At 72.9% G+C, this 16,296-nt stretch carries 17 protein-coding genes; 6 read left to right on the top strand and 11 right to left on the bottom strand.

Translation table 11 applies throughout. The features are described from left to right. Nucleotides 1–23: 23 nt before the first annotated feature. A complete protein-coding gene (locus NH2_RS06670) occupies nucleotides 24–674 on the top strand; it encodes a nitroreductase family protein (RefSeq protein WP_067652399.1) in 651 nt (216 codons plus the stop codon). Between the two features lie 75 nt (nucleotides 675–749). On the opposite strand, the gene NH2_RS06675 is transcribed toward NH2_RS06670, so the two are convergent. After that, complete coding sequence (locus tag NH2_RS06675) at nucleotides 750–1,829, bottom strand: saccharopine dehydrogenase family protein (RefSeq protein WP_067649901.1); 1,080 nt, start codon at nucleotides 1,827–1,829, stop codon at nucleotides 750–752. 223 nt (nucleotides 1,830–2,052) lie between these two features. Beyond that, entirely contained in the window at nucleotides 2,053–3,987 is a 1,935-nt protein-coding gene (locus tag NH2_RS06680) for a heavy metal translocating P-type ATPase (RefSeq protein ID WP_067649904.1), read from the bottom strand. A 99-nt stretch (nucleotides 3,988–4,086) separates the two neighbouring features. Between NH2_RS06680 and NH2_RS06685 the strand changes: the two genes are divergently transcribed. From NH2_RS06685 to NH2_RS06700, 4 genes are all read left to right on the top strand, one after another. Continuing rightward, nucleotides 4,087–4,455: an ArsR/SmtB family transcription factor gene (locus tag NH2_RS06685; protein ID WP_067649907.1), complete on the top strand. Its 369-nt coding sequence runs from the start codon at nucleotides 4,087–4,089 to the stop codon at nucleotides 4,453–4,455. Between the two features lie 125 nt (nucleotides 4,456–4,580). Then, entirely contained in the window at nucleotides 4,581–5,048 is a 468-nt protein-coding gene (locus NH2_RS06690; protein WP_067649910.1) for an RDD family protein, read from the top strand. A gap of 104 nt (nucleotides 5,049–5,152) precedes the next feature. Then, nucleotides 5,153–5,536, top strand: a complete 384-nt coding sequence (locus NH2_RS06695; protein ID WP_067649913.1) for a hypothetical protein — start codon at nucleotides 5,153–5,155, stop codon at nucleotides 5,534–5,536. A gap of 25 nt (nucleotides 5,537–5,561) precedes the next feature. Continuing rightward, nucleotides 5,562–6,440: a TIGR03854 family LLM class F420-dependent oxidoreductase gene (locus NH2_RS06700; RefSeq protein WP_067649916.1), complete on the top strand. Its 879-nt coding sequence runs from the start codon at nucleotides 5,562–5,564 to the stop codon at nucleotides 6,438–6,440. Here the strand turns inward: NH2_RS06700 and NH2_RS06705 are convergent, their stop codons facing one another. After that, the gene (locus tag NH2_RS06705) at nucleotides 6,441–6,890 is read right to left on the bottom strand and encodes a YdeI/OmpD-associated family protein (protein WP_067649920.1); all 450 of its coding nucleotides are present in this window, start codon (nucleotides 6,888–6,890) and stop codon (nucleotides 6,441–6,443) included. It lies immediately after the preceding gene. Nucleotides 6,891–7,066: 176 nt separating this feature from the next. Between NH2_RS06705 and NH2_RS06710 the strand changes: the two genes are divergently transcribed. Beyond that, the gene (locus NH2_RS06710) at nucleotides 7,067–7,900 is read left to right on the top strand and encodes an LLM class F420-dependent oxidoreductase (RefSeq protein ID WP_067649923.1); all 834 of its coding nucleotides are present in this window, start codon (nucleotides 7,067–7,069) and stop codon (nucleotides 7,898–7,900) included. A 4-nt stretch (nucleotides 7,901–7,904) separates the two neighbouring features. Here NH2_RS06710 and NH2_RS06715 read toward each other — a convergent pair whose 3' ends face one another. From NH2_RS06715 to NH2_RS06750, 8 genes are read right to left on the bottom strand one after another with little or no spacing between them, the layout of a single operon-like run. Further along, a complete protein-coding gene (locus NH2_RS06715) occupies nucleotides 7,905–9,131 on the bottom strand; it encodes an MlaD family protein (RefSeq protein ID WP_067649926.1) in 1,227 nt (408 codons plus the stop codon). After that, nucleotides 9,128–10,213, bottom strand: coding sequence for an MlaD family protein (locus NH2_RS06720; RefSeq protein WP_067649929.1), 1,086 nt, complete (start codon nucleotides 10,211–10,213; stop codon nucleotides 9,128–9,130). The genes NH2_RS06715 and NH2_RS06720 overlap by 4 nt, the downstream gene beginning before the upstream one ends. Continuing rightward, nucleotides 10,210–11,310, bottom strand: a complete 1,101-nt coding sequence (locus tag NH2_RS06725; protein ID WP_067649932.1) for an MCE family protein — start codon at nucleotides 11,308–11,310, stop codon at nucleotides 10,210–10,212. Before NH2_RS06725 ends, NH2_RS06720 begins: the two co-directional genes overlap by 4 nt. After that, the gene (locus NH2_RS06730) at nucleotides 11,307–12,329 is read right to left on the bottom strand and encodes an MCE family protein (protein ID WP_067649935.1); all 1,023 of its coding nucleotides are present in this window, start codon (nucleotides 12,327–12,329) and stop codon (nucleotides 11,307–11,309) included. The genes NH2_RS06725 and NH2_RS06730 overlap by 4 nt, the downstream gene beginning before the upstream one ends. A gap of 3 nt (nucleotides 12,330–12,332) precedes the next feature. After that, the gene (locus NH2_RS06735; RefSeq protein ID WP_067649937.1) at nucleotides 12,333–13,370 is read right to left on the bottom strand and encodes an MlaD family protein; all 1,038 of its coding nucleotides are present in this window, start codon (nucleotides 13,368–13,370) and stop codon (nucleotides 12,333–12,335) included. Then, nucleotides 13,367–14,581, bottom strand: a complete 1,215-nt coding sequence (locus NH2_RS06740; RefSeq protein WP_067649940.1) for an MlaD family protein — start codon at nucleotides 14,579–14,581, stop codon at nucleotides 13,367–13,369. The genes NH2_RS06735 and NH2_RS06740 overlap by 4 nt, the downstream gene beginning before the upstream one ends. A 4-nt stretch (nucleotides 14,582–14,585) precedes the next feature. Then, the gene (locus tag NH2_RS06745) at nucleotides 14,586–15,440 is read right to left on the bottom strand and encodes an ABC transporter permease (RefSeq protein WP_067649943.1); all 855 of its coding nucleotides are present in this window, start codon (nucleotides 15,438–15,440) and stop codon (nucleotides 14,586–14,588) included. Beyond that, nucleotides 15,440–16,291, bottom strand: a complete 852-nt coding sequence (locus NH2_RS06750) for an MlaE family ABC transporter permease (protein ID WP_067649946.1) — start codon at nucleotides 16,289–16,291, stop codon at nucleotides 15,440–15,442. Before NH2_RS06750 ends, NH2_RS06745 begins: the two co-directional genes overlap by 1 nt. Nucleotides 16,292–16,296: the final 5 nt, after the last annotated feature.

Genomic DNA, 16,296 nt, shown 5'->3' on the forward strand with positions numbered 1-16,296 from the left:
CCGGTACGGTCGGAGCCATGCCGATCGAACTGGAGCTCTCCCCGGACGAACTGCTCACCACCACCAGGGCCGTGCGCAAGCGGCTCGATCTGGATCGCGCGGTCCCGCTGGAGGTCGTGCGGGAGTGTCTGGAGCTCGCGGTGCAGGCGCCGAGCGGGTCGAACCGGCAGGGCTGGCACTGGGTGGTGGTCACCGATCCCGCGAAGCGGAGGGCGCTCGGCGAGCTGTACCGGCGCGGTTTCGAGGCCTACCGGGCCGACCCCGGCTACCTGGGCAGCAAGGTCAGCGGCGATCCCGAGGTGGACGCCGCGCGCCGCCGGGTGGCGAGCTCGGCGGAGTACCTGGCCGAAAAGATGGGCGAGGTGCCGGTGCTGCTGGTGCCGTGCCTCTCCGGCCGGGTGGACAATGCACCGAGCGCGGCCAGCGCCTCCTACTGGGGCTCCCTCTTCCCCGCGGTCTGGAACTTCTGCCTGGCAGCGCGCTCGCGCGGGCTCGGAACCACCTGGACCACACTGCATCTCGGCTACGAGCGGGAGGCCGCCGAGGTGCTCGGGATTCCCTACGAGAAGGTGTCGCAGGGCGCGCTGCTGCCCGTCGCCTACACCAGGGGCACCGATTTCAAGCCTGCCGCCCGCACCGACCTCGACGCGATCGTGCACGTCGACAGCTGGTGACCGGCACGGCACCGCACCCGGGAGCCGACGCGCTCGGCGACGGCGAACGCGTGGCTGCTCGAACGGCGGTGCCGGTCAGCGCCGGAACCCCGCCGCCGCCGATCCGGCGGTGAGCGCCTCCAGCCCGAAGGCGTCCACCGGGCCGAGCGCGCCGGTGGCGCGCAGGCCGCCGTCCAGGGCCGTGATCGCGCCCCAGGCCAGGATGGCCGAGGTGAAGTCGTAGGGGTCGTTGCCGTTCAGTGTGACGGTGGCCAGCACCGTCCCGTTCGCGTCGGCGGCCTCGGCGACCGCCCAGGAGCGGGTGCGTGCCCGCGACTCCGGCCCCGGCCCCCCGGTCGAGCCCTGCACCACCCTCGCCAGCGCGCCCTCGGCCAGCGCCTTCGCCGGGGCGACCCGCCCGAGCAGCCCCGCGACCAGCGCGCCGCCCCGCAGCCCGCGCGCGGCGAGCGGCGGCAGGCCGAGGAAGACGTCGGCCTCGCGCAGCCCCGGGTGGACCCGGCTCAGCGCGAGGTGCTCGGAGCCGGGGATGGAGACGCCGGTGCGCTGCCTGCCCACCACGTCGAAGCTCCGGATCCGCGCCCCCGGGCGCTCCGGCACCACCCGGCCGCCGCGCAGCGCGAACCCGTGCTCGAAGAGCATCCCCGCGATCGAGGCCCTGGTGCCGCCGCTGGTCCCCGGCGCCTCGACGAAGTAGCCGACATCGACTCGCGTCGCCTCCGGCGCCTCCGCCAGCGCCAGCGCGGCGACGAGATTGCCTGGCACGTAGTCGAACCCGAAGGCACTCAGCAGCCCGACCCCCGCCGTGCGGGCCTGCGCGTCGTGGTCGAACACGGTGCGGATGAACGGCCCCTCACCGGTGGAGTCGAAGTAGTGCGCCCCCGCCGCCAGCGCCGCCGCCAGCGCGGGTGCGCCGAACCGCAGGAACGGGCCGACGGTCGTGATCAGCACATCGCCCGCGCCGAGCAGCGCCCGCACCGAGTCCGGGTTCGTCACATCTGCCACCGCGGTCTCCGCGCCGCCGATATCGGCCGCGAGCTTCGCCAGCGCGTCCGGGTTGCGCGCGGCCAGCACCGGGCTCGCGCCCGCGTCGGCCAGCGCCCGCGCGGTCAGCCGGCCGGTGTAGCCGGTGGCGCCGAACAACACGATCTTCGGCATCTGCCGTCACCTGCATTTCTGTTCGTCGGGGTTCGGGATCAGCAGCCCCGTGCCGACCGCTGTCGCGAGCGGCGGGAGCACGGCGTCCGGGTCGGCGCGGTGCCGGTCACGGGTGGACGATAACTCATTCCAATTGTGGATGACCTTCCAGAAGTCTGCGATCCGGGCTCGGCCGGAAGCGCGAGGGGTGCGGGTCGAACAGGGCGCGCCGCAGCCGCTTCGGTCACCCCCGCAGTCGCGCACGCGGCTCCGACACGAAGGCCGACGAGCGCAGCAGCCGCAATCCGTTCAATCCGACGAGGATGGTCGACCCCTCGTGCCCGGCCACCCCGAGCGGCAGCGGAAGCGTGCCCAGCAGATCCCAGGTCACCAGCACCACGATGAAGGTCGCGGCAATGGCCAGGTTGGCGATCACCACCCGACGCGCCCGCCTCGACAGCGCGATAACGGCGGCGACGGCGCCGAGATCGTCTCGCACGACGACGGCATCCGCGGTCCGCAGCGTGAGATCCGACCCCGCCCCGCCGAGCGCGATCCCGGCGTGCGCGGCAGCCAGGGCGGGCGCGTCGTTGATGCCGTCCCCGACGACCGTGACCCGCTCCCCGGCCGCCTCCAGCTCCCGCACCGCGGCGACCTTGTCGTCCGGCAGCAGGCAGGCCCTGATGTCGCCGATCCCGACCTCGGCGGCGAGCCGCTCCGCCGTCACCCGATTGTCCCCGGTCAGCAGCACCGGAGCCGTTCCGGTCAGCGCGGTCACCGCGGCGACGGCGCCGGCCGCCTCGGACCGCGTCCGATCGGCGATCCCGAGCACCCCGACCGGCTCCGCGTCCACGGTCACCACGACCGCGGTGTGCCCCAGCTCCTGTAGCGACGCCACCTCGGCCAGCCCGGGAAAATCGGCGGGGGAGACCACGGTGACCGGGGAATCCCCGACCACCCCCTCGACCCCGCGCCCCGGCCGCGCGACGAAATGTCGCACCGCGCCCGGCGCCACCCCGCGCGCACGGGCCGCCCGCACCACGGCGGCGGCCAGCGGATGCTCACTCGGCACCTCCACCGAAGCCGCGAGCCGCAGCACCGCGTCGGCGTCGAAATTCTCGGTGAGACAGCGGATCTCGACCAGCTCGGGCGTCCCGCGGGTCAGCGTCCCGGTCTTGTCGAACGCCACCCGCGTGGTGGTCCCGAGCCGCTCCATCACCACCGCCGACTTCACCAGCACCCCGTGCCGCCCCGCGGTGGCGATGGCGGCGAGCAGCGGCGGCATGGTCGCCAGCACCACCGCGCACGGCGAGGCCACGATCATGAACGTCATGGCCCGCAGCAGCGCCCGCTGCACCGTCTCGCCGAGCAGCAGCGGAACCGCGAAGACCGCCACCGTCACCGCGACCATTCCCACCGAGTACCGCTGCTCGACCTTCTCGATGAAGAGCTGCGTCGTCGCCTTGGTCCGGCTCGCCTCCTCGACCAGCGCCGCGATCCGCGCCACCACCGAATCCGCCGCCCGCCGATCCACCCGGACGCGCAGCGCCCCCGTGCCGTTCGACGTCCCGGCGAACACCTCGTCGCCGGCGGTCTTGTCCACGGGAAGCGGCTCGCCGGTGATCGTCGCCTGATCGACCTCGCTACCCCCGGCGAGCACCGTCGCGTCGGCGGCGATCCGCTCGCCGGGCCGCACCAGCAGCACGTCCCCGACGGCGAGGTCGGCGGCGCGCACCGGCTCCTCGCCGCCGTCGGTGAGCCGGGTGGCCGTCTCCGGCGCCAGATCGACCAGTCCGCGCACCGAATCCTCGGTCCGCGCGGTGGCCAGCGCCTCCAGCGCCCCCGAGGTCGCGAAGATGACGATGAGCAGCGCCCCCTCGGTGATCTGCCCGATCGCCGCCGCCCCGACCGCGGCCACCACCATCAGCAGATCCACATCCAGCGTCTGCTCCCGCAGTGCCCGCAGCCCGGCGAGCCCCGGCTCCCAGCCGCCCGCGGCGTAACAGGCCAGGTGGAGCCCCCACCACAACCACTCCGGCGCGCCGGTGAGCTGCGCGGTCAGCCCGGCCAGAAAGAGCGCGAGAGCCAGTGCGGCCCAGCGCACCTCGGCCAGCGCGATGAGCCGGGTGCGCCGCACGGGTCCGGCGGAGGCCGCGGATGGGCGGGTCGGGACGACCACGGGCGAACCTCCGGAGCGATGCGGGCACGAACCCGTTCGAGACTAACAGAAGAGATGAACACCTATTCATGCATACGGACCGGAGTAGGATGCGCGCTCATGGGACACGGAGTCGAGGGCCGCAGCCGACCGGCCGCACGCCTCGACGCCGCCGCGGCCGCGCACGTCGCCACCACCCTGCAAGCGCTCGCCACCCCGAGCCGCCTGCTCATCCTCACCGAGCTGCGCAACGGCCCCCGGCCGGTCTCCGCGCTCGCCGAGGCCGTCGGCATGGAGCAGTCCGCGGTCTCGCACCAGTTGCGGCTGCTGCGCAACCTCGGGCTGGTGGTCGGCAACCGCAGCGGCCGCTCCATCGTCTACAGCCTCTACGACGCGCACGTGGCGCAGTTGCTGGACGAGGCCGTCTACCACAGCGAGCACCTGCGGCTCGGCCGGCCGGACCGGCTCCGCGACACCGACGCGGGCTGAGCACCGCCCCTGCGGCGGTGCGAGATTCAGGGTGCGAATCAGGGTTCAGGCCCTCGCGGCGGCTCCCTCGATCTTCTACGATTCGGGGGACAGCCGGTGCGGTTGCTGATACCGAGGAGGACCACGTGAGCACGAGCGGTTACGACCCCCAGATCACGCCCACGACCGGTTCCCCCGGCGGCCTCGGCAAACGCGCGGGCGCCCGGTTCATCGACTGGATCATCGCGGGCGCCATCGGCCTCGTCGTCTTCTGGCTGCTCGACCGGTCGGTGAATACCCCCGACTGGGTCTCGGTGCTGCCCGGCGCCGGCTTCGGCTTCCTCTACTTCCTCTTCTTCGAGGTGCTCACCGGCGAGACGCCGGGTAAGAAGCTGCTCGGCCTGCGGGTGCGCGGCTCCGGCGGCGCCGCCAAGCCGAGCATCGTCGACTCGGCCAAGCGCAATGCCTACATGCTGCTCAACCTGATCCCGTGCGTCGGCGGGCTGCTCTGGTTCATCGCGGCGATCTACATCGCGGTCACCATCAGCTCCAGCCGCACCAAGCAGGGATGGCACGACAAGTTCGCCGGCGGCACGCAGGTCGTCGGTGGCTGAGGGCGCACCCGCACCCCGGGTCACCGTCCGCGGGTTCCGGGTTCCCGCGGCGGAAACGGGGTAGGCAACTCGCGCACGACGAGTTCCGGAGGGCGGGAGACGCGATGCGATCGAGAAGGAAGCGCGGCCGGGTCCCGGCGTGGTTCGCCCGGCTCGACCCCGACGCCAAGCTGGCGCTCCTGGACGACCCGTACCGGGAACTCACCGAACCGCTGGTCACCGCGCTCGGCGCCGACGCCGAGTACGTGGTCGGCCGCGTCTACACCGCGCACGAGCGCAGCACCCGCTACTACCTGGCGCCACGCGCCGCCGTCGAACTCGTCACCACCCGCGATCGGCTGCGCCGCCGGTATCGCACGCGCTCTCCGCTGCACCGGCTGCTGCTGCGGAACCGCCGTGGCGCCCGCCGGCGGCGCCGACCGGCACGCAAGGGCGAGGCGCTGCTGGAGCGCGCGGCGCATTCCTGCCACCCGCCCCGGAAATGCTGAGCGCGGAGCGCGTGTTGTCCGGGGTGTGAAGATTCGATTCGGCGTCGGCATCGGCGCGAACACCGACCCGGAGGAGCTGGCCGGGCTGGTGGACGGGCTCGAGCAGGCCGGTGTCGACTCGCTCTGGTTCTCCGAGCTGATCTACTCACCGGCTGTCGACCCGGTCGTCGGCATGGCGTTCGCGCTGTCGCGTACCCGGAATCTGAAGGTCGGCACCTCGGTCGCGATCCTGCCCGGCCGGCACCCGGTCCTGGTGGCGAAGCAACTCGCGTCGCTGGCCGCGCTCGCTCCCAAGCGCGTGCTCCCGGTCTTCGGTCTGCAACCGGCCGGGCCGGGGGAGCGCGACCTGTTCCCGGTCGCAGGCCGCCGCGGTGAGGTCTTCGACGAATCCCTGGCGCTGCTGCGCGCCGTATTGCGTTCGGACGATGTCGATTTCGAGGGTGCGTACTTCACCGTGCGCGGCGCCGGAGTGGGCAGGCGCCCCGGCCGCCCGCTCGACATCTGGCTCGGCGGCCGCGCCCCCGCCGCCTTCCGCCGCATCGGCCGGTACGGCGACGGCTGGCTCGGCAGCTTCCTCACCCCCGCCGAAGCCGCCGCCGGGGTTGTCGCCATCAACCGGGAGGCCGCCGAAGCCGCGCGGGAAATCGAAGCGGACCACTTCGGGATCACCCTGCTCCTCGCCGAAGACGGCATCCCCGGCCCCCTCGCCTCCCGCATCCGCAGCCAGCGCCCCGACACCGACCCCGCCGACGTCATCGCAGGCAGCTGGCCCGACCTGCACCGCCTGATCGACGGGTACCTGGAGGCCGGGCTCACCAAGTTCGTCGTGGTCCCCGCGAGCGGCAAACCGGTGGACGGCTTCATCGACCGCTTCGTCGCCGAACTCGCCCCCAGGCAGAACTGATCAGCCGCCGCCGCTCAGCTCGGCGATGATCGCCGCCACCCGCCGGTCCCTTGTCTCCTGCTGCTTCGCCGCCGCCACCGGCTCGGCGCGCTGCCGCTGCTTGCTGTAGGACAGGGCGTCGAACGCGGCCCGCGCGGCGGGGTTCTCCGCGAACGCCGCCGCCAGTTCCTCCGGGATCTCGACCGTTCGCTCGGCGGTGTCGAGTTCGATCGTCACCTCGACGGTGTCGCCCGCCGCGATCCCGGCCGCCGCCCGATTGGCCGAGCTCAGTGGAATCTTGTGCCCGCCGCCCCGGACGGCGATGCTGCTCGCATAGGTGTGCCCGCCGATCGTCACCGAGACCTTGGGCCGCTTCCCGCCGCCCAGCGCCTCGACCACCTCGTCCGGCACCGGCAGCCCGGTCGCCGTCTTGCCATCGAGCTCGACCCGCGTCGTGAAGGTCTCCGCCATCGCATGTTCTCCTCAGCCGGGTATGAATGCGTCGCCATCGTCGCACGTCGCTCCCCGCCCGACGAGCCGCGCGACCTCGGCGATCGTGCACCCGGCTCCTGCCGGAGTTCGCGGAGGTGTCGGCGACCGGGGCTGTCGGTGGAATAGATCCGCTCGACCACCGGGTTGGTCCGGCTATGGCCAAATACGATCTCGGCAAGTTCGGTGTGTGGCGCGGCTACCAGGGGTTCACCCCGGAGGACGCCGCGGAACTGGAGAAACTCGGGTTCGGCGCGCTGTGGCTCGGCGGTTCCCCGCCGGCCGAGCTGCCGGTGGTGGAGGCACTGCTGGAGGCGACGGAGCGGCTCACGGTCGGCACGAGCATCGTGAATATCTGGGCGGCGGAGGCGAAGGCCACCGCGGAGTCGTTCCATCGGATCGAGGCCCGGTTCCCGGGTCGGTTCCTGCTCGGGATCGGTGTCGGGCACCGGGAGAACGACGGGTCGGAGGCGATCAAGCCGTACGAGGCGCTGGTGCGGTACCTGGACGAGCTCGACGCGGCGGGCGTGCCGGTCGAGAGCAGGGCGCTGGCGGCGCTCGGACCGCGGGTGCTCGACCTCGCGCGCGACCGGTCGGCGGGGGCGCTGCCGTATCTGGCGCCGCCGGAGCACACGCGGAATGCCCGCGCGCGGCTCGGCGCGGGTTCGCTGCTGGTGGCCGAGCAGAAGGTGGTGCTGGACGAGGACGCGGAGCGGGCGCGGGAGGTCGCCCGGCGCATGGTTCCGTTCTATCTGGGGCTGACGAACTACGTGAACAATCTGCGTCGCCTCGGATTCACCGAGGAGGATCTCGCCAAGCCGGGGAGCGATCGGTTGATCGATGCGCTGGCGGTGCACGGTTCGCCTGCCCAGGTCGCGGACGGGGTGCTGGCGCATCTGGATGCGGGCGCGGATCACGTCGCGATCCAGGCGTTGGACGACGATTACCTCGCGGCGCTGCGCGCGCTGGCCGAGGTACTGCCGACCGACTAGCGGCTCAGCGCGGCACCGGGGCGTGCGGGCCGCCGTAGGGGGTGGGGATCGACTGCGGGCCGACCGGCGGCGGGTCGGCGGTCTGCAGGGGATCGCCGGGCGGGTCGGCGGGGACGGGGTCGTTCGGTGGGCGGGGGGCGTTGGCGGCGCCGCGCGGGATGAGCGTGGGGTCGGGGCACCGCGCGTTCAGGTAGGGCGGAGCGTAGTCGGGGACCGAGCCGGGGCGGCGCGGTGTGCCGTAGTCGCAGGCGTAGCGGGGGTAGATGCTGGCCAGCGCCCAGACGCCGCCGTCGTGGAAGGTCGAGGCGACCGCGTCGAGCGCCGAGCCGGCGCGCTGCTGCGGGAAGAAGAACTCCGCCATCGCGGGAATGCGGGTGTAGGCGACCTGGGAGACGGTGGCCAGGTCGCCGAGCAGCTGGACCATGGTGGGGGAGTTCTGCGCGAGGAGCGCGTCGACGCTGCTCAGCAGGGGCGGGGTCCGGGCGAGGAGCTGTTCGTAGCCGCCGGTCATGGCCCCCAGCCCGCCCGCGGTGACGGCCAGGTCGGCGGCGGTGGATTCCAGGGTGGGGCTGCCGAGCGTCGCCAGCACGACCCTGCTGTTGTGCAGCAGGTTCACGGTCTGCGGGAGCACCGTGTCCAGGGTCGAGACCAGGAACGTGCCGCCGTCGATGATGGCGGCCAGTTTGTCGGGGCCCGCCCGGCCCACGCCGAGCTCGCGGGAGATGGCGGCGAGCCGCTCGGGGTCGATCTGGGCCAGGGTGCCGGCGAGGCTCTCCAGCATCTCCGCGAGCGGGACCGGGGTGGCGGTGCGGTCGGCGGTGATCACGGCGCCGTCGGCGAGGTAGGGGCCGTCGTTGGTGCTCGGCTGGAAGTCGAGGTACTGCTCACCGGCCGCGGAGAGGGCGGCCACCCGCACGAGCCCGGCCGCGGGGATGCGGTCGCGCTCGCCGATGGCGGCGACGGCGACGACCCGGTCCCCGGCGACCTCGACGGATTCGACCCTGCCCACCCGGACCCCGCGCAGGGTGACGTCCTGGCCGGGCAGCAGCCCGCCGGATTGCGCCAGCTCCACCCGCACCCGGTACGGCTCGTCGAACGGGTCCATCCGCAGGGTGCCGATGCCGAGGTAGGCGGTCGACCCGGCGAGGATCACGAGCAGCCCGGCCAGCGAGAGCGCGAGCCGCCGCCGATGCGCGCGCCGCACGGCGCCGACGAGCAGCCGGGCGATCATCGCGGCGGCTCCTGCAGCCGGGAGCCGAGGCGGTCGAGCATGTGCTGCAGCGAGCCGACGAAGGCGGTCCAGTCGGTCGGGTCGGGGAGCCTGGCGCCCGCGGTGCCGGGGAAGCCGGGGTCGGGGACGGCGCCGACGGCGATCTGGGTGATGTCGGCGTTCACGTGGCCGTTCGGGCCGCTGATCATCTTGATGACGACGCCGAGCATGATGTTCAGCTCGTTCAGGTCGGCCTCGGGGTTGAGCGCGGCGGCGTTCAGCCCGGCGGCGAGCTGGTTGATGTTCGCCGCCATCGAGGTGGTGTTGGTGCCCGCGACGCTGGGGAAGCGGGCGAGCTGGGTGGTGAGGGCGTCGATGCGGTCGACCACGGTGAGCAGGGCGTCGGTGTTCTCGGCGAGCGTCCGCACGGCCGGGCCCGCGGCGGTCACGGCGTCGGTGAGCGTTGGCTGTCCGGCGGCGAGCGTGGTGCTGAGATCGGCGGCGGTGTGCAGGATTTCGTCGATTCGGCCGGTGCGGGCGGTGAGCGTGTCGAGCAGGGCGCGGGTTTCGGCGAGGAGCGTCGCGAGGCGTTCGCCGCGCCCGCCCGCGTACTCGCCGAGCGCGGAGATCACCGAGGTCAGGTGCTCGATGGCGCCGCCGCTCACCAGGAACGAGGCGCGGGTGAGCAGCTCCTCGATGGTGCTGGCGGCCGAGGTCGCCGTCAGCGGGATGGTGTCGCCGTCGGCGAGGAACGCGGTGCCTGCCTCCGGGGGCGGGCGCAGCGCGACGAAGACGTCGCCCATGGGGGTGGCCGAGCGCAGCTCGGCGGAGGTGCCCGCGGGGAGCCGCACGCCTGCGGTGACGCGCAGGGTCACCGCGGCGGTGTAGTCGCGGGCGGTCATGGCGTCCACCTGGCCGATGTCGACGCCGTCGAGCTTCACCTTCGCCTTCGCGGGCAGGTTGAGCGCGTTGCTGAAAATGGCGGTCAGGCTGTAGGTTTCGCCGCTCAGCCCCGGCGCCGGGAGCGGGAGCCGGTCCAGGCCGCCCGCACAGCCGGTCAGCGTGAGGGCGGCGGTGAGCAGGGGGAGCAGGTAGCGGGTCATCGGCTGTTCCGTTCCGCGAGGCCCGCCAGGATGGCGGTGATGCCGAAGTCGGGGCCCATGTCGCGCATGGTGCCGGTGGCGCAGCCGAGGTTCTGCAGCTGCAGCAGGTTGCAGATCTCCTTGACCATCTGGCCGTCGAGCAGGAACCGGTTGATGTCGATCGCGGCGCGCAGCGCGCCGACATTGTGGTCGATGGCGTTGTAGGCGTTGTCGGTGACCAGGGGGAAGACGTCCAGGAATTCGGCGAGGTTCCCGTCGTAGTCGGCCAGCGTGCCCGCGAGGGTGCCCACGTCGGTGGTGAGCCCGGCGATGGTGTCGCGGTGCCGGGTAAGCAGCTCGGCGACCTGGACGATGATCCGGTTCAGGGCGGCGCCGGCGTCGCCGGAGCCGAGCTGCTGGCCGGCCAGGAAGTCGCTGAGCCGGGCGACGGCGGAGCCGAAGTCGCGCAGGGTCGCGTCGTTGCGCGCGGCGGTCGCGGTGAGCGTGTCGAGGTGGGTGACGACGGTGGTGACGGCGTCGCGGGTGGCGGCGCCGTTGTCGGGGCCGAGCTGCAGCGCGCGGGCGAGCTCGCTGAGCGCGGCCCGCATGTCGGGGCCGTTGCCCGCGGTCGCGGCGGTGCCGAGGGACATCAGGTCGGCGATCGGGCCCGCGCCGTCGCCGTCGCCGCCGAGCGAGGTGGAGAGTTCGCGGGCCATGGCGAGCAGGGCGTCGAACTCGACCGGGGTCTTGGTGCGGTCGGTGCCGAGGACGGCGTGGTCGGGGAGGGTGGGGCCGCCGCGGTAGACGGGGGAGAGCTCGACGTGGCGGTCGGTGAGGATGGAGTCGGAGATGGTCACCGCCTGCACGTCGGCGGGCAGCGCGATCCCGTCCTCGATCCGCATCTCCACCTCGACGTCGGTGCCGCGGGGGGTGATCCGCACGATCTTCCCCACGCGCATGCCGAGCACGGCGACGGCATTGCCCTCGTAGAGGCCGTTGGCGTTCGCGAAGCGGGCGGTCACCGTCGTGGTGTCGCCGCTGCCGGTTCCGCAGCCGGCCAGGCAGGCGGCGGTGAGCGTCACCGCGGCCAGCTTCACCATGGTCAGGGTGCGGCTCATCGGCAGTCCTCGAGGTAGGGGTCGCGGCCGGCGGCGACGGCGGTGGCGCTCAGCGCGCACATCCAGGAATCGATGAAGGCGCCGTCGGGGGCGTTGGCGTCGAGTTCGGGGCCGCTGCCGGTGGCGTCGGCGAAGAGCCGCCACGGGACCGGGAGGATCTGCAGGATATTGCGGAGCAGGTCGTCGTGCGCGGCGATCATGGCGGTCATGGCGCGCAGGTCGGACAGCAGCTGCTCGATCTCGGCCTGCTCGCCGACCGCGATCGGCTCCAGCCGCTGCACCAGCCCCGTTGTCGCGGTGAGCAATCGGCTCAGCGCGGCCTGGCGGGCATTGATCTGCTGGAGCAGGGTGCGGCCCTCGCCGACGACGGCGGCGAGATCGGCCTGCTGCCGGTCGATGACGGCCCCGACCTCGCCGGTGCTGGTGAGCAGCGCGCCGATCTGGTCGCGGCGCTGGGCGATGATGCCGGAGAGCGCGCGGACGTCGCGCAGGACGCCGGGGATCAGCGCGGGCACGCCGTCGAGTTCGCGGGAGAGCGTCGTCATGGACTCGGCGATGCGGTCGGCGTCGATGCCGTCGAAGGTGGTGGTGACGTCCTGCAGCGCGGTCTCCAGGTCGTAGGGGACGGTGGTCTGCGACACCGGGATCCGGTTGCCGGGCAGCGTGCCCGCGCCGGAGGAGGTGAGCTCCAGGTAGCGGGAGCCGAGCAGGGTGGTGAGCTTGATCGCGGCGCGGGTGTCGGCGCCGAGGACCACGGCGTCGTCCTCGATCCGGATCGTCACCTCGACGTGGTCGCCGGCCAGCCGGGTGTCGGTGACCGTGCCGACCGGGATCCCCGCCCAGGTCACGGCGTCACCGGCGCTGATCCCGGCGGCCTGGGCGAAGTCAGCGCGGTAGGTGCGGCCGCCGATCGGGAGCGTGCCGAGTACCACCAGCACCGTGAGCGCCACAGTGAGCGCCGCGGCGGCGATGATCCCGACCCGCAGCGCGGAGTCGATCTCGGGGCGCGAGCTTGTCATGGTTCACCTGCAGATCGGGGAGTGCTGGGGGCGGCCGGTGGGTGAGGAGCCGGCCAGGACCCGGTCGATCACCGGGTCGATGCCGGGGATCAGGCTAAGGCCGATGTCGCAGACGTAGGCGTTGACGAAGGCGCCGCTGTCGACGGCGCGCACCATGGCCTGCAGCAGCGGCGGCAGGTTGAAGCCGAGGTAGGCGAAGCGGTCGCTGCCCTCGACGAAGTGGTGCGCGAATCCCGGCTCGCGGCCGATGAATTCGGTCAGCGCGGGGGCGGCGCCCTCGACGACGGTGGCGGCGTCGGCGACCACGGTGGCGATGCGGTCGGTCTGGTCGAGCAGGGCGTCGCGGTGGGCGGCGAGGCCGTCGAGCAGGGCGCGGGTCTGGGCGAGGGTGTCCCGCAGGCCGGTGCTCTGGGCGGCCAGGGTGGTCATCACCGACGCGAGGTTGTCGATCAGGGTGCCGAGGATCTGGTCCGGGCCCGCGAAGGTCCGGGCGAGCGCGGCGGTCCGGGCGATCAGGGCGGTGACGGCGCCGTCGTCGCCCTGCAGCGCGCGGATCAGCGCGGAGGTCAGGTTGTCGACGTCGGCGGGGTCGAGCGTGCTGAACAGCGGCTGGAAGCCGTTCAGCAGCCCGGAGATGTCGAAGGAGGGCTGGGTGTGCTCGAGCGGGATGCGAGCGCCGGGGGCGAGCGGTGCGGGGTCGCCGAAGTCGGCGCGGCTCAGCCCGAGATAGCGCTGGCCGATCAGGTTCTGGTAGGTGACGGAGGCGAGGGTGTCGCCGTGCAGGGGCTGGTCGCGGTGTACCCGGAAGGTGACCTCGGCCTGCTGCCCGTGCACGGCGATGGCGTCCACCCGGCCCACCCGCACCCCGGCCACCCGGACGTCGTCGCCGACGCGCAGCCCGGAGACGTCGCTGAAGAGCGCCGAGTAGGTGTCGGTCTCGCCGGTGACGTCGCGCTGCAGGGTGACCTGCACCATCCAGGTCAGCACGGCGGCGACGAGCAGGAACGCGGTCAGCCCGATCAGGTCGCGGCGGTGGGTCATCGTGGCTCCTCCGGGGATGGCGCGACACCGAACAGTTCGGCGAGCGCGCCGGATTCGGGTGGGAGGCCGAGCAGCTCGGTGAGTTCGCGCCGCTGCTCGGGGCTGTCGAGGGAGTCGATCACCGAGGGGCCCGCGGCGGGGCCCGCGGTGCAGCTCGGGGCGGTCAGCTCGCCGTAGCGGGGACAGTCGGTGCGGGTGTACTCCCGGTGCGGGGTGAGCTCGACGATCACCTTGGCGGTGCCGCTCTGGTCCTCGGCGTTCCAGAACTCGTTCGTGAAGACCCGCGCGACCCGGGTCTGCGAGGTGGTCATCTGCACGAAGTTGCCGCTGCCCGCGGCCAGGAGCTGCAGCACCGGGCCCATCCGGCTGTTCACGCCGATGAGGGTGTCGCCGTGCCTGGTCAACGCGGTGCCGAGGGTGGAGGTGGTGGTGCCCGCACCGGTCAGCAGGGCGGTCAGGTCGGCGCGCTTCGCCGCGACGGTCTGCAGCGGGACGACCGCCTCGTGCAGGGCGGTGAGCAGGTCGGGGGACGACTGCTGCAGCCCGGTCACCCCCTCCAGCAGCGCCACCAGGTAGGAAGGCCGGCCGGGTGCGGTCGCCTCGGCCCGATAGGTACGCACGATCCGCTCCAACTGGCCCGCGGCGGCGAGCGCCTCCTCGCCGCGGCCGCGGGTGGCGCGCTCCAGCGTCTCCAGGATGCCGACGGTGGGGTCGTTGCCCGGACGCCCGACGGCGGCGGCGAGCTCGCTGAGCGCGGTCAGCGAGGTCTGCAGCTGCACGCCCGCCCTGCTGCGGTCCTCCGGGATGCGCGCGCCCTCGCTCAGCGCGGGGCCGGGCCCGTTGTCGATGAGCTGCACCGACGGGACGGCGAACACATTGCTCGGGACGACGCGGGCGGTCACCGTCGCCGGGATCCCGCCCGCGTGCGCGGGGAGCAGGTCGATGCGCACCGCGTTGCCCGCCTCCGCCCGCACCACCTCCCGCACGCTGCCGACCAGCACGCCGCGGTACTTGACGTCGGAGCGGGCGGGCAGCCCGTCGCCGACATCGCTCAGCACCGCGGTGACCTCGACGGTGCGCGCGAAGGCCCCCTCGGAGCGGGCGATCATGGCGGTGGCCGTGGCGGCGATGACGGCGAGCACGGCCAGGCCGCGCACGAAGAGCCCGGCATTGGAGAGATTCCGGTCGTCGGATTCGAAAACGATCGCCACGGCGCTACCCACTGATCCTGGAGCCGGCGTCGAAACCCCACAGCGCCAGCGTCATGAGCAGGTTCACCGTGATCATCACGGTGATGCTCGCGCGCATCGCGCGCCCGGCCGCGATGCCGACGCCCTGCGGCCCGCCGCGCGCGTAGTAGCCGTAGTAGCACTGGATGGTGGTGGTCACGATGACGAAGACGATGGCCTTGAGCAGCGAGTAGACGATGTCGGTTCCGCTCAGCACCAGGTCGAAGTAGTGGTCGTAGGTGCCGAAGGACTGGCCGCCGGCGATCCCGACGAAGAGCTTCACCGCCAGGTAGTCGGCGGCCAGCGCGGCCAGGAAGAGCGGGACCATCGCCACCACGGCGGCGACCAGCCTGGTGGTGACGAGGAAGGGGACCGGGCGGATCGCGATCGAGTCCAGCGCGTCGATCTCCTCGGCGATCCGCATGGCGCCGAGCTGCGCGGTGAACCGGCAGCCCGCCTGCGCGGCGAAGGCGATCGAGGCCATGATGGGGGCCAGCTCGCGGGTGGCGGCCGTGGCCGCGATCATGCCGGTGGCGGGCTGCATGCCGAGCAGTTTCAGCGCGTTGAACCCCTCGATGCCGACGATGCCGCCGGCCGCCGCGCCCAGGATGATCATGATCCCCGCGGTGCCGCCGCCGACGATGAGCGAGCCGTTGCCCCAGGTGACGTCGGAGATGATGCGCAGCGTCTCGCGCCGGTACTGCCGCAGCGTCAGCGGGATCGCCAGCACCGCGCGGGTGAAGAAGGTGACCATGTGCCCGAGCCCGATGATCCCCCGCGCGGGCGGCCCGGCCACCGCGGCCACCGTGCGCACGCCGGGCGGGTGGTAGACGCTGGCCATTACAGCGTCGTCCTCGGGAAGAGCATGGTGTAGAGCTGGGTGAAGCCCAGGTTCACCACCATGAGCACGACGATCGAGGCGACGACGGCCGCGTTCACCGAGTTCGCCACCCCGCCCGGCCCGCCCTTCGTGTTCAGCCCCTTCTCGCAGGCGACCACCACCACGATCACCCCGAACACGGCGCCCTTCACCATCGCCAGGTACAGGTCGCCCGAGGTCGCGAAGGAGGAGAAGGTGGCCAGGTAGCTGCCCGGCGTCCCGTCCTGGACGTAGACGTTGAACAGGTAGCCGGCCAGGAACCCGACGAAGCAGCTCACCCCGGTCAGCGCCATCGCGACGATGACGCCGGCCGCCAGCCGCGGCACCACGAGCCTGCGCAGCACCGAGATGCCCATGACCTCCAGCGCGTCGATCTCGTCCCGGATCGTGCGCGAGCCGAGGTCGGCGCAGAGCGCGGAGCCCACCGCCGCCGCGAGCAGGATCGCGGTGACCAGCGGCGCGGACTGCCGGATCACGGCGAGCCCGCTCGCCGCCCCGGCCAGCGCGGTCGCGCCGACCTGGCCGGCGAGCAACCCGAACTGGATCGACAGCGTCGCGCTGATCGGCAGCGCGACGGCCACCGTCGGCAGCAGCGAGGTCTTGACCATGAAGGCCGCCTGGGCGATGAACTCGCCGAACGGGAAGCGCCGGGTGGCGATGTCGGTGACGAGGTGCCGCACGGCCCGCTGCCCGAGCGTGACCTGCCTGCCGACGGTCCGCAGCGCGGCGCCGGGGTGCCTGCGGGCATATCCGCGGGCCCAGTCGGTGATCTCGGTGGCTGGCGGGGAAATCGGGACCGGATCGGTGGTCATTCCGG

The organism is Nocardia harenae NBRC 108248, from assembly GCF_001612885.1.
GTDB classification, from domain to species: domain Bacteria; phylum Actinomycetota; class Actinomycetes; order Mycobacteriales; family Mycobacteriaceae; genus Nocardia; species Nocardia harenae.

Coding starts and splice junctions, on each gene's coding strand:
- NH2_RS06725 (WP_067649932.1), bottom strand. CDS start 11,310: ATGAGCCGCACCCTGACCATGGTGAAGCTGGCCGCGGTGACGCTCACC.
- NH2_RS06675 (WP_067649901.1), bottom strand. CDS start 1,829: ATGCCGAAGATCGTGTTGTTCGGCGCCACCGGCTACACCGGCCGGCTG.
- NH2_RS06720 (WP_067649929.1), bottom strand. CDS start 10,213: ATGACCCGCTACCTGCTCCCCCTGCTCACCGCCGCCCTCACGCTGACC.
- NH2_RS06750 (WP_067649946.1), bottom strand. CDS start 16,291: ATGACCACCGATCCGGTCCCGATTTCCCCGCCAGCCACCGAGATCACC.
- NH2_RS06735 (WP_067649937.1), bottom strand. CDS start 13,370: ATGACCCACCGCCGCGACCTGATCGGGCTGACCGCGTTCCTGCTCGTC.
- NH2_RS06730 (WP_067649935.1), bottom strand. CDS start 12,329: ATGACAAGCTCGCGCCCCGAGATCGACTCCGCGCTGCGGGTCGGGATC.
- NH2_RS06685 (WP_067649907.1), top strand. CDS start 4,087: ATGGGACACGGAGTCGAGGGCCGCAGCCGACCGGCCGCACGCCTCGAC.
- NH2_RS06710 (WP_067649923.1), top strand. CDS start 7,067: ATGGCCAAATACGATCTCGGCAAGTTCGGTGTGTGGCGCGGCTACCAG.
- NH2_RS06695 (WP_067649913.1), top strand. CDS start 5,153: ATGCGATCGAGAAGGAAGCGCGGCCGGGTCCCGGCGTGGTTCGCCCGG.
- NH2_RS06745 (WP_067649943.1), bottom strand. CDS start 15,440: ATGGCCAGCGTCTACCACCCGCCCGGCGTGCGCACGGTGGCCGCGGTG.
- NH2_RS06705 (WP_067649920.1), bottom strand. CDS start 6,890: ATGGCGGAGACCTTCACGACGCGGGTCGAGCTCGATGGCAAGACGGCG.
- NH2_RS06715 (WP_067649926.1), bottom strand. CDS start 9,131: ATGATCGCCCGGCTGCTCGTCGGCGCCGTGCGGCGCGCGCATCGGCGG.